The sequence below is a fragment of the Pseudomonas sp. FW305-E2 genome (genome assembly GCF_058782925.1).
In genome coordinates, this window is the sequence record NZ_JBYSYE010000013.1 from 1 (window position 1) to 11,820 (window position 11,820).

Here is an 11,820-nt window from a genome sequence, read left to right on the forward strand (position 1 = left end):
GATCTGGCCCCTTCGCGGGCTCGCCCGCTCCCACAGCATCACCACAGATTCCGGATGCCGCGCAGGACCTGTGGGAGCGGGCGAGCCCGCGAAAAGGCCAGCACAGGCCTACCCCCCTTCCTCGACCATCTGCAGGAAAGTCGCCACCACCCGGCGTGTACGCTGCTCGCTCAGGCACACCAGGGTCTCGGTCAAATGCCGCTGGCAATCGACAATCGGCAACGCACACACCCGCGCATCGGCACCGAACTCCGCCGCCGACACCACGCCCACACCAATCCCTACCACCACCGCTTCACGCGCCGCCTCCCGGCCCTCCACCTGGATCGCTGCGCGTATCCGCAGGCCGGCACGTTGCATCTCTTCTTCCAGCGTTTGCCGCGTTACCGAGCCGGGCTCGCGCAGCACCAGTGGCGTGTCGTCCAGGTCGGCCAGGCTGATCGAGCCACGGCTGGCCCATGGGTGGTGGTGGGAAACGAACGCCACCATCGGGTCACGACGCAGCGGCAGGCAATGCAGGCGCTCATCGTCGACATCCCGCCCCAGCAGGGCCAGGTCGGCCTGATAGCTGAACAGCCGCGCCAGCGATTCGTCGGTATTGCCCGTTTCGATCTTCACCTGGATACCCGGATAACGCTGGCAGAAGCGGGCGATCTGCGGCAGCACGTGCACCGGCGCATCCACTGCCAGCACCAGGCTGCCGGTGTGCAGCGCACGCGAGTCGTGCAGCAGCTCCTGTGCCTCGGCCTCGCAGGCGAACAGGCGTTGGCTGATGCCCAGCAGCCGCTCACCAAGGTCGGTGAGCTGCACCGAGCGTTTGTTGCGGTGGAACAGCAATACGCCGAAGCGCTCTTCCAGTTTGCGCACCTGATCGGACACCGCAGGCTGGGTAAGAAACAGCCTTTCTGCAGCGCGGGTAAAGCTGCCGTGCACGGCCACCGCGTGGAAAGCCTTGAGTTGAGCGTGGGAAACCGACATGACGACCTCAGTAACAAGCTGGGCTTATGTGTGTAATACGATAAATCGATTTTATTTATCTTACAGCAACTGTTTCCATGGATTTCAGCCCGACGCTGGCACCACGAATGCCGCCAGGGCCATGGCGCTCACACGGCGCCACCTGACCCGATGACAGCCTCGTCATCGCTGTGCGTAACACAAGAACAAGACAGGCGTTTCTTCACATTCTGCCGGCACACTTGAGCAAGAGGTCAGACTTACATGAATCAATCCCTAGCCGCGTTCAAACGCTGGCGCATCCAGATTTTCGCCATCACCTGGCTGGCTTACGCCGCCTTCTACTTCACCCGCAAAGCCTTCTCGGTGGCCAAACTGGGCATCGCCGAAGACCCAGGCTTCATGCTCGACAAGGCCGCCATGGCCAACCTGGATGCCATCTACCTGGCCGCCTATGCCGTGGGCCAATTCACCTGGGGCATGCTTGCCGACCGCTTCGGGCCGCGCGTGGTCGTGCTGGGCGGGTTGCTGATTTCTGCGGCGGCGGCAGTGGTGATGGGCAGTTACGCAACCTTCCCGATCTTCGCCACCTGCATGCTGGTACAGGGCCTGGCGCAATCCACCGGCTGGGCCGGCTTGTGCAAGAACATCGGCAGCTTCTTCCCGGCTTCGCAGCGCGGGCGGGTGCTGGGCCTGTGGAGTTCCTGCTATGCCTTCGGCGGCCTGGTGGCCTCGCCGTTCGCGGGCTGGTGGGCCTACACCCTGGTGGGCACCTGGCATGCGGCGTTCTTCTCCAGCGCGGTCGTGGTGGCGCTGGTGGCGGTGCTGTTCTTCTTCCTGCAGCGCAACAAACCCGAGGACGTCGGCTTGCCGGCGGTTGAGCCCGAGCCGCAAAGCATGGCCCCGGCCGACAACCTGTGCAGCGTGTGGGCACCCCTGCGGGAAATCTTGCGCAACCGCACGGTGTTGACCCTGGGCCTGGCGTATTTCCTGCTGAAGCCGGCGCGCTACGCCATCTTGCTGTGGGGCCCTGTGATCGTCTTCGAGCAGATGCCCTCGGTGGGCAAAGTGGGCGCGGCAATCATCCCGACTGCTTTCGAACTGGCCGGGCTGCTTGGCCCGATCATGATCGGCCTGGCCTCGGACAAACTGTTTGGCGCCCGGCGCATGCCGGCCTGCGTGATCAGCCTGGTGCTGCTGACCTTGACACTGGCGGCGTTCATGGCGGCCATGCACACCGGCAGCGTGCTGCTGGTGGTGGCGCTGCTGTTCGTCATGGGCCTGACCCTGTACGGGCCGGACTCGATGATCAGCGGCGCTGCAGCCATCGACTTCGGCACCGCCAAGGCCGGCGCCACCGCAGCAGGTTTCGTCAACGGCTGTGGCTCGGTGGGCGCGGTGCTGGGTGGGCTGCTGCCGGGTTACTTCGACGGCGTCACGGTGTTCATCGTGTTCGCGGGCTGTGCGCTGTTCTCGGCGCTGGTGTTGCTGCCGCACTGGAACAGCCGCCCGGCCAGCATCGCGCAAGGCACCGACGTGGCACCGAACACCAGCATGGCAATCAAGCCACTGCGTACTTAAAGGAAAGCGAGCGAATGAGACCCTTCTGGCTGCAACAGGCCCTGGATTCGGCGCAGGAGGCGGTAAGCCCGCCGCTACAAGGCGATACCCGTTGCGATGTGTGCATTGTCGGTGGCGGCTACACCGGCCTGTGGACGGCACTGATGCTCAAGGAAGCGGTGCCGGCCCTGGATGTGGTGCTGATCGAGGCCGACATCTGTGGTGCCGGTGCCAGCGGCCGCAATGGGGGGTGTGCGTTGTCCTGGTCGGCCAAGTACTTCACCCTCGAACGTCTGTTCGGGGCGGCGGAAGCGGTGCGGCTGGTGCGCGAGTCGGAGCGCAGCATCGCAGACATCGGTGTGTTCTGCACGGCCAATGGCATCGACTGCGACTACCGCCTGGACGGCACGCTGTACACGGCCACCAACGCAGCGCAGGTCGGTGCCACCGACGCGGTGATCGCCGCGCTGGAGCACAAGGGCATCAACTCGTTCCGCCGCTTGCCGCTGGAGCAGGTGCAGCGCCTGGCCGGTTCAGCACGGCACCTGGAGGGCTGGTTCTCGCCGGCCGCCGCCACCGTGCAGCCTGGCAAACTGGTGCGCGGCCTGCGCCGCGTGGCCTTGCAGCGCGGCGTGCGCCTCTACGAAGGCACCGCCATGACCGGCCTGGAACACGGCGCCCCGGTGCAGGTACGCACGGCCCACGGCACGCTGCGCGCCGACCGTGTCGTGCTGGGCCTCAATGCCTGGATGGCGCGCGTCTTCCCGCAGTTCGAGCGCAGTGTGGCGATCGTTTCCAGCGACATGGTCATTACCGAACCGTGCCCCGAGCTGCTGCGCCAGATCGGCCTGGACAGCGGCATCAGCGTGCTCGACTCGCGCATTTTTGTGCACTACTACCACAACACCTCCGATGGCCGGCTGATGCTCGGCAAGGGCGGCAACACGTTTGCCTACGGCGGGCGCATGTTGCCGGTGTTCGACCAGCCGTCGCCGTATCGGCGGTTGCTGCGCGAAAGCCTTGGCGGCTTTTTCCCGGCCTTGGCCGAGGTGCCACTGGCGGCCAGCTGGAACGGGCCGTCGGATCGCTCGGTAACCGGGCTGCCGTTCTTTGGTCGGTTGGACGGGCAGGGCAACGTGTTCTATGGCTTTGGTTACTCCGGCAGCGGTGTTGGCCCGTGCCACATGGGCGGGCAGATTCTTTCGTCGCTGGCGCTGGGGCTGGACAACCCGTGGACCCGGTCGCCGCTGGTCAAAGGGCCGCTGGGGCTGTTCCCGCCCGAGCCGATCCGCTACCTGGGCTCGCTGATGGTGCGCAATGCCATCCGCCGCAAGGAGCAGGCCGAAGATCGTGGTGTGCGCCCGCGAAGGCTGGACGTGCGGTTGGCGCGGTTTGCCGCAGCGGCGGGCAAGGCCGATAAAGGCTGATGAGATTTCTTGTCGATCCCATGCTCGAGGGCGTATAAAATGCACCCACTTTTGGCCGGTCGCTTCCTGAACCGGCCGCTGAAACAAGAGAGTCGACATGGGCGCACAGTGGAAAGCCAAACATAGAGAAACAGCGGCCAATGCCAAAGGCAAGATCATGGGCAAGCTGTCCAAGGAAATCCAGATCGCGGCCAAGTCGGGTGCCGATCCCGACATGAACCCGCGCCTGCGCCTGGCCATCGTGCAAGCCAAGAAAGCTTCGATGACTCGCGAGACCCTGGATCGGGCAATCCGCAAGGGCGCTGGCCTGGACGGTGATGCCGTGCAATACCATGCGGTGAGCTATGAAGGTTTCGCACCGCACCAGGTACCGCTGATCGTCGAGTGCCTGACCGACAACATCAACCGCACCGTCGCGCAGATCCGCGTGCTGTTCCGCAAGGGCCAGCTGGGTGCCAGCGGTTCGGTAGCGTGGGACTTCAACCATGTAGGCCTGATCGAAGCCACGCCTGCGAGCGCTGACGCTGATCCGGAAATGGCCGCGATCGAAGCCGGTGCCCAGGACTTCGAGGAAGGTGAAGAAGAGGGCTCGACCCTGTTCATCACCGACACCACCGACCTGGACGCGGTGCAGAAGGCCCTGCCAGAGCATGGTTTCACCGTGACCGCAGCAAAAATCGGCTACACCCCTAAAAACCCGGTAAGCGCGGCCAGCCTGAGTGCTGAAGCGTTGGCCGAGGTCGAAGCGTTCCTCGAGGCGATCGACGAGCACGATGACGTGCAGAACGTCTATGTTGGCCTGACCGAGTAATCGTCGGGGCCGCGTTGCGGCCTGTTCGCGGGCAAGCCCGCTCCCGCAGGTTTTTCACGATGCTGAACGATGTGAGAACCCTGTGAGAGCGGGCTTGCCCGCGAGAGGGCCCTTGAATTCCACCGCAGGGAGCCTGCATGAACCCCACCTTCGCCTCCCTCAGCCTCGCCCACCTGCGTACCCTCGACCACCTGTTGCAGCTTAAAAACCTCAGCCACGCGGCCGAGCGCCTGGGTGTCAGCCAATCGGCCCTGAGCCGCCAGTTGGCCCACCTGCGCGAAGCCTTCGATGATCCATTGCTGGTGCGCCAAGGGCGTGGTTACGTGCTTAGCGAACACGCCGAAGCCCTGGTCGAGCCTTTGCGCCAGGTGCTCGAAGAACTGCACGCGCTGCGCCAGCCCGCCATCTTCGACCCGGCGCGTTGCGAGCGGCGGTTCTGCCTGGCCGCTTCGGACTATGTGGCCGAGCACATGCTGCCGCTGCTGGTGGCGGCGCTGGAGCGCGAAGCGCCAGGTGTGTCGCTGGAGTACCGCACCTGGCAGGCCGGCCAGTACGCCTTGCTGGCCAGCGGAGAAATCGACCTGGCGACCACCTTGTTCGACGAGTCGCCGCCCAACCTGCACGGACGGCTGCTGGGTGAGGACCGCGCGGTATGCCTGATGCGCCAGGATCATCCGTTGGCCGCGCAGGCCGCGCTCAGCCAGGCCGACTACCTGGCGTACAAGCATGTGCGCATTTCGGGCGGTGGCGACAAGGACAGCTTCATCGACCGGCACTTGCGTGCACAGGGCCTGCAGCGACGGGTCAGCCTGGAAGTGCCGTTCTTCTGCGCCACGGTACAAGTGATTGCCAACAGTCAGGCAGTGGCCACGGTCCCCGAGCATATTGCCCGGCAGTTGTGCCGTTTACATCACCTGGCCTGGCGGCCACTGGGCTTCATTGACCACAGCCAGCGCTATTGGGTGGTGTGGCATCAGCGCCTGCAGGCTTCGGCCGAGCACCGCTGGTTGCGCAACCGGGTGTTCGAGCTGTGGCGTCAGTCGCAGTTCGGGGTGCAGGGTGGGCATGCGGGTTTGCCATAGCAGCTATGCGTGAAGCGGGGGTTATTCGGCTGGGGATAGGTGCCTAGACTGGGGCATTGTGTTGATTGTGCGGCTTCTTCGCGGCTGTAGGCGCGGGTTTACCCGCGAAAGGGCCAGCACAGGCAATGGATAACCCCAGGAGAGCTAGCGTGACCCCCGAACAATTCCGCCAGTACGGCCACCAACTGATCGACCTGATTGCCGACTACCGTCAGACCGTGGGCGAGCGCCCGGTCATGGCCCAGGTCGAACCTGGCTATCTCAAGGCCGCCTTGCCCGCAACTGCCCCTCAACAAGGCGAACCTTTCGCGGCCATTCTCGACGACGTCAATAACCTGGTCATGCCCGGCCTGTCCCATTGGCAGCACCCGGATTTCTATGGCTATTTCCCTTCCAATGGCACCCTGTCCTCGGTGCTGGGGGACTTCCTCAGTACCGGTCTGGGCGTGCTGGGCCTGTCCTGGCAATCCAGCCCGGCCCTGAGCGAACTGGAAGAAACCACCCTCGACTGGCTGCGCCAGTTGCTTGGCCTGTCTGGCCAGTGGAGTGGGGTGATCCAGGACACTGCCTCGACCAGCACCCTGGTGGCGCTGATCAGTGCCCGTGAACGCGCCACTGACTACGCCTTGGTACGTGGTGGCCTGCAGGCCGAGCCCAAGCCTTTGATCGTGTATGTCAGCGCCCACGCCCACAGCTCGGTGGACAAGGCTGCATTGCTGGCAGGTTTTGGCCGCGACAATATCCGCCTGATTCCCACCGACGAACGCTACGCCCTGCGCCCAGAGGCACTGCAGGCGGCGATCGAACAGGACCTGGCTGCCGGCAACCAGCCGTGCGCCGTGGTTGCCACCACCGGCACCACGACGACCACTGCCCTCGACCCGCTGCGCGCGGTGGGCGAAATCGCCCAGGCCAATGGGCTGTGGTTGCACGTTGATTCGGCCATGGCCGGCTCGGCGATGATCCTGCCCGAGTGCCGCTGGATGTGGGACGGCATCGAGCTGGCCGATTCGGTGGTGGTCAACGCGCACAAATGGCTGGGTGTGGCCTTCGATTGCTCGATCTACTACGTGCGCGATCCGCAGCACCTGATTCGCGTGATGAGCACCAATCCCAGCTACCTGCAGTCGGCGGTGGATGGCGAGGTGAAGAACCTGCGCGACTGGGGCATTCCGCTGGGCCGTCGGTTCCGTGCGTTGAAGCTGTGGTTCATGTTGCGCAGCGAGGGTGTCGATGCATTGCAGGCGCGGCTGCGGCGTGACCTGGATAATGCCCAGTGGTTGGCGGGGCAGGTCGAGGCGGCGGCGGAGTGGGAAGTGCTGGCGCCAGTACAGCTGCAGACCTTGTGCATTCGCCATCGACCGGCGGGGCTTGAAGGGGAGGCGCTGGATGCGCATACCAAGGGTTGGGCCGAGCGGCTGAATGCATCCGGCGATGCTTATGTGACGCCGGCTACACTGGACGGGCGGTGGATGGTGCGGGTTTCGATTGGTGCGCTGCCGACCGAGCGGGGGGATGTGCAGCGGCTGTGGGCACGTCTGCAGGACGTGATCAAGGGCTGAAGCCTTCGCGGGCAAGCCCGCTCTCAAAGGATCGCATCAGGGCTGAAGCCTGTACGGTACCTGTGTGAGCGGGCTTGCCCGCGAAGGGGCTGCAAGGCAGCCCCTGCAATCTATCAGTGGCTCACCGCCTGAAAGCTACCTTTACGGCTGGCTTCATAGGCAGCCTTTTCCATCGGCTTGGCGTCTGGGTTGCCCAGGTCGTCCATCGCCAGGCGGTGGGTTTCCGGGGCAATGTAGGCCGCCAGGGCGCACACGCCGGTGATGAAGAAGGCCAGCCCACCGACTACCAGCGGAATGTTGTCCGAGCCCGGCGGAGCAACCATTGCGAACAGCGCGGGCAGCATGGCGGTCAGCATGGTGCCGATGTTCTGCGCGATGGCCATGGCCGTAACGCGGTAGCGGGTGTGGAACAGCTCTGGGTAGAAGCTTGGGAACACCGCGTTGTAACCCTGGTAGACCATGCCCCACATGACGATCGAGGCGGCGAACGCCATTGGCACGTTCTGGATGCTGATCGCATACAGGTAGACGAAGGCCAGCAGGCCAGAGCCCAGGCAGCCAGCGATCATGGTCGGGCGACGGCCGATCTTGTCAGACAGGTTGCCCACGAACGGGATCACCAGCACCGCAACGATGTTGCCGACCACCGGAATCCACAGGTACACGCTCTTGTCGAAGCCGATGCCATACGCCGGCTGCACCGCGTAGGCCGCACCGAAGATGGTGGCCACGACCGGGATCACGTTCATCAGGGCCATGAACATCACCAGCACCATGTGCTTCCAGCTGTGGCGGAAGGCTTCGCTGATGGGCGACTTGGCAACCTTGTCCTGTTTCTCTTCTTTGACGAACGCTGGGGTTTCGTGCACTTCCTTGCGGATGATGAAGCCTGCAATCAGCACGATGGCGCTCATCAGGAACGGAATGCGCCAGCCCCATTCGGTAAAGGCTTCGCTAGGCATGAAGTAAGCCAGTGGCAGGAATACCGCCGCCGCCAGAACCTGGCCCGCTTGCACACCTTGCAGGGTGAAACTGGCGTAGTAGCCTCTTCGGCCAAACGGCGCGTGCTCCATGATCATCGAGCTGGCACCGGAAATTTCCCCGGCCACGGCAAAGCCCTGGATCAGGCGCAACACCACCAGCAAGGCCGGTGCGAGGTAGCCGATGTCGTGGTAGGTGGGTAGCAGGCCGACAGCCATGGTCGACAGGCCCATCAGGAACATGCACAGCAGCAGGACGTTCTTGCGACCGCGGGTGTCACCCCAGTGGCCCAGTACGAAGGCGCCGATCGGGCGTGCCAGGTAGCCCACGCCATAGGTGGCCAACGAGGCAATGATGGCCATTTTCGGGTCGGTGTTAGGGAAGAAAATCTGCGGGAAAATCAGCGCAGCGGCCTGGGCGTAGATGAAGAAGTCGTAGTACTCGAGTGCCGAGCCTATCCATCCACTGGCGGTCGCTTTCTTTGCTTGCGAGCTGGAGTGAGCCATCGTTGTCTCCGTTGTTATTGTTGTTTGCGCAGGTTCCGCCAGAGGTTATGCCAAGGCAGGAGGCAACGGTCGGTGTGCCTGCGTCTGTGGTCCATGTTGACCACGGGCCCGCGGTCTAGCAATTCACTAAAACGGGTTTTGTGCGATAATCGAACGCAAAACTAACCATTCCGTACAAAGAGATTGAAGCGACGACTTTACCTGCGAATAATCGATCGTGCCATAAACTGTGACAGGGGTTGTTTGCCCGAATGGCACCGTATTCTTCCAACAACAAGGAACTCCCGCCATGCAGCGTTCGATCGCTACCGTGTCCTTGAGCGGCACTCTGCCGGAAAAGCTCGAAGCCATCGCCGCCGCCGGTTTTGACGGCGTCGAGATCTTCGAGAACGATCTGCTCTATTACGCTGGCAGCCCGCGCCAGGTGCGCCAGATGTGCGCCGACCTGGGCATTGCCATCACCTTGTTCCAGCCTTTCCGCGACTTTGAAGGCTGCCGCCGTGACCGCCTGCAGAAAAACCTCGACCGCGCCGAACGCAAGTTCGACCTGATGCAGGAGCTGGGTACCGACCTGGTGCTGGTGTGCAGCAACGTCCAGGCCGATGCCCTGGGTGACGAGCAACTGTTGGTCGACGACCTGCGCCTGCTGGGCGAACATGCCGGCAAGCGTGGCCTGCGCATTGGTTACGAAGCGCTGGCCTGGGGCCGCCACGTCAACACTTACCAGCAAGTGTGGAACCTGGTGCGCCAGGCCGACCACCCGGCACTCGGGGTGATCCTCGACAGCTTCCACACCTTGTCGCTCAAAGGTGATCCCAGCGCGATCCGCGACATCCCCGGCGACAAGATTTTCTTCGTGCAAATGGCCGATGCGCCGATCCTGGCCATGGATGTGCTGGAGTGGAGCCGCCACTTTCGCTGCTTCCCGGGGCAGGGCGAAATGGACATGGCCGGTTTCCTGGCGCCGATCCTCGCCACGGGTTACCGTGGCCCGCTGTCGCTGGAAATCTTCAACGACGGCTTCCGCGCCGCACCGACTCGGCAGAATGCCGCCGACGGCTTGCGTTCGCTGCTGTACCTCGAAGAGCAGACCCGCTTGCGCCTGGAGCAGGAAAACACGCCGATCGAACCTGGCGTGCTGTTCTCCCCGCCGCCGGCCAGCGCTTATGACGGCGTGGAGTTCCTGGAGTTCGCGGTCGACGAAGCCGTCGGCGCGCGCCTGGGCAACTGGCTGAAGCGCCTGGGCTTTGCCGAAGCCGGCAAGCATCGCAGCAAAGAAGTGCAACTGCTGCGCCAGGGGGATATCAACATTGTGCTGAACGCCGAACCGTATTCCTTTGGCCACAACTTCTTCGAGGCCCATGGCCCGTCGCTGTGCGCCACTGCGCTGCGGGTCAAGGACCAGCAAGCGGCCCTGAAGCGGGCCACCGCCTTCCGTGGCCAGCCGTTCCGCGGCCTGGTCGGTCCCAATGAATGCGAAGTGCCGGCGGTGCGTGCGCCCGATGGCAGCCTGCTGTACCTGGTAGAGCAGGGCACTGCCGGCCACACCCTGTACGACACCGACTTCAGCCTGGACAACAACGCAACCGCGACCGGCGGCCTGCGCCGCATCGACCACATGGCGCTGGCCTTGCCGGCCGAGTCGCTGGACAGCTGGGTGCTGTTCTACAAGAGCTTGTTCGACTTCGCCGCCGACGACGAAGTGGTGCTGCCCGACCCGTATGGCCTGGTCAAGAGCCGCGCCCTGCGCAGCCAGTGCGGCACCTTGCGCCTGCCGCTGAACATCTCGGAAAACCGCAACACCGCCATCGCCCATGCGCTGTCAAGCTACCGTGGTTCGGGCGTGCATCACATCGCTTTCGATTGTGACGACATCTTCCGTGAAGTGGCGCGGGCCAAGCTGGCAGGGGTACCGCTGCTGGAAATCCCGCTGAACTATTACGACGACCTGGCGGCGCGTTTCGATTTCGACGACGAGTTCCTCAGCGAACTGGCGTACTACAACGTGCTGTACGACCGTGACGCTCAAGGTGGCGAGCTGTTCCACGTGTATACCGAGCCGTTCGAGGAGCGTTTCTTCTTCGAGATCATCCAGCGCAAGGCGGGGTACGCCGGTTACGGCGCTGCCAACGTTGCGGTGCGCCTGGCAGCCATGGCCAAGGCTCGAAGCGGAGCGGCGCGCAAGCCGGTGCTGTAGTCGCCTGCACCGGCCTGTCTTGTGGGAGCGGGGTGAACCCTGCTTCCACAGGATCGTGACGGCCCGATTCAGTGACGCTCAGCCACCATCAACAACGACTGCGGCACCGCGCTCTGCGGGTGCTGCGGTTCCTGCAGACTGAACAGTCTCAACCCCGCCATGTCCAGCGCATTCAGCCAGCTGGCCAGGGTGCGGAAATACCAAGGCATCGGTTGCCAATCCCCGGCGAACCCGGCAAAAGACTCCTCTCGCCAGCCATCCTGATAATTTCCACCGGCCACGCTCCACGGGTGCAGGGTCTGGATCACCAGCGCACCGCCGGGCACCAGCAAAGTACGCATGGCCGACAACAGTTCAATGATGTCCTGGTGCAACAGCGCGAAGTTGGCGCAGATCAGGTCATAGTCCTTGCCAACATGCACCTTCGCCTCAGCCAGCTGCGCATAGCTGGCCAGGTGCACCTCACCCGCGCCCGCAGCCTGCGCTGCATCCACCAGGGAGCTGTCGCCGTCGACGCCCACGGCCTCGATACCCCGGCTGGCCAGCGCGCGCAGCAGCCAGCCCTCACCGCAGCCCAGGTCAAGTACCCGTTCGGGCTGGCGGGCGAGGATGGCCAGCAGGATGGCCTGGTCGGTGACCTGGCGACGGCTTTCGATGGCGCCGCTGCGTACGGCGTCGATCCAGACTTGGGCGTTATGGTGCCAACTGTCGAGCAAGGCGTCTTCAGGGTTGCGCAT

At 63.9% G+C, this 11,820-nt stretch carries 9 protein-coding genes; 6 read left to right on the forward strand and 3 right to left on the reverse strand.

The window, feature by feature from the left end:
• Positions 1-108: 108 nt before the first annotated feature.
• On the reverse strand, positions 109-978 hold the full coding sequence (locus tag AC3WLP_RS12675; protein ID WP_014753527.1) for a LysR substrate-binding domain-containing protein: 870 nt from the start codon (positions 976-978) through the stop codon (positions 109-111).
• 243 nt (positions 979-1,221) lie between these two features.
• Between AC3WLP_RS12675 and AC3WLP_RS12680 the strand changes: the two genes are divergently transcribed.
• From AC3WLP_RS12680 to AC3WLP_RS12700, 5 genes are all read left to right on the forward strand, one after another.
• Positions 1,222-2,538 (forward strand): MFS transporter, encoded by a 1,317-nt coding sequence (locus AC3WLP_RS12680; RefSeq protein ID WP_088512759.1) that lies wholly within the window; start codon positions 1,222-1,224, stop codon positions 2,536-2,538.
• Between the two features lie 14 nt (positions 2,539-2,552).
• Positions 2,553-3,944, forward strand: a complete 1,392-nt coding sequence (locus tag AC3WLP_RS12685) for an FAD-dependent oxidoreductase (protein ID WP_014753524.1) — start codon at positions 2,553-2,555, stop codon at positions 3,942-3,944.
• Positions 3,945-4,041: 97 nt separating this feature from the next.
• On the forward strand, positions 4,042-4,755 hold the full coding sequence (locus tag AC3WLP_RS12690; protein WP_004575404.1) for a YebC/PmpR family DNA-binding transcriptional regulator: 714 nt from the start codon (positions 4,042-4,044) through the stop codon (positions 4,753-4,755).
• Positions 4,756-4,892: 137 nt separating this feature from the next.
• Positions 4,893-5,837: a LysR family transcriptional regulator gene (locus AC3WLP_RS12695; RefSeq protein ID WP_003250783.1), complete on the forward strand. Its 945-nt coding sequence runs from the start codon at positions 4,893-4,895 to the stop codon at positions 5,835-5,837.
• 149 nt (positions 5,838-5,986) lie between these two features.
• Complete coding sequence (locus AC3WLP_RS12700) at positions 5,987-7,399, forward strand: DOPA decarboxylase (protein WP_088512758.1); 1,413 nt, start codon at positions 5,987-5,989, stop codon at positions 7,397-7,399.
• Positions 7,400-7,512: 113 nt separating this feature from the next.
• Here the strand turns inward: AC3WLP_RS12700 and AC3WLP_RS12705 are convergent, their stop codons facing one another.
• Positions 7,513-8,886 (reverse strand): MFS transporter, encoded by a 1,374-nt coding sequence (locus tag AC3WLP_RS12705; RefSeq protein WP_014591486.1) that lies wholly within the window; start codon positions 8,884-8,886, stop codon positions 7,513-7,515.
• Positions 8,887-9,175: 289 nt separating this feature from the next.
• Between AC3WLP_RS12705 and quiC the strand changes: the two genes are divergently transcribed.
• The gene (gene quiC, locus AC3WLP_RS12710; protein WP_003250790.1) at positions 9,176-11,083 is read left to right on the forward strand and encodes a 3-dehydroshikimate dehydratase QuiC; all 1,908 of its coding nucleotides are present in this window, start codon (positions 9,176-9,178) and stop codon (positions 11,081-11,083) included.
• A gap of 68 nt (positions 11,084-11,151) precedes the next feature.
• On the opposite strand, the gene AC3WLP_RS12715 is transcribed toward quiC, so the two are convergent.
• Positions 11,152-11,820 (reverse strand): class I SAM-dependent methyltransferase, encoded by a 669-nt coding sequence (locus AC3WLP_RS12715; protein WP_012052832.1) that lies wholly within the window; start codon positions 11,818-11,820, stop codon positions 11,152-11,154.

Coding starts and splice junctions, on each gene's coding strand:
- AC3WLP_RS12705 (WP_014591486.1), bottom strand. CDS start 8,886: ATGGCTCACTCCAGCTCGCAAGCAAAGAAAGCGACCGCCAGTGGATGG.
- AC3WLP_RS12685 (WP_014753524.1), top strand. CDS start 2,553: ATGAGACCCTTCTGGCTGCAACAGGCCCTGGATTCGGCGCAGGAGGCG.
- AC3WLP_RS12680 (WP_088512759.1), top strand. CDS start 1,222: ATGAATCAATCCCTAGCCGCGTTCAAACGCTGGCGCATCCAGATTTTC.
- quiC (WP_003250790.1), top strand. CDS start 9,176: ATGCAGCGTTCGATCGCTACCGTGTCCTTGAGCGGCACTCTGCCGGAA.
- AC3WLP_RS12715 (WP_012052832.1), bottom strand. CDS start 11,820: ATGCGCAACCCTGAAGACGCCTTGCTCGACAGTTGGCACCATAACGCC.
- AC3WLP_RS12695 (WP_003250783.1), top strand. CDS start 4,893: ATGAACCCCACCTTCGCCTCCCTCAGCCTCGCCCACCTGCGTACCCTC.
- AC3WLP_RS12675 (WP_014753527.1), bottom strand. CDS start 978: ATGTCGGTTTCCCACGCTCAACTCAAGGCTTTCCACGCGGTGGCCGTG.
- AC3WLP_RS12690 (WP_004575404.1), top strand. CDS start 4,042: ATGGGCGCACAGTGGAAAGCCAAACATAGAGAAACAGCGGCCAATGCC.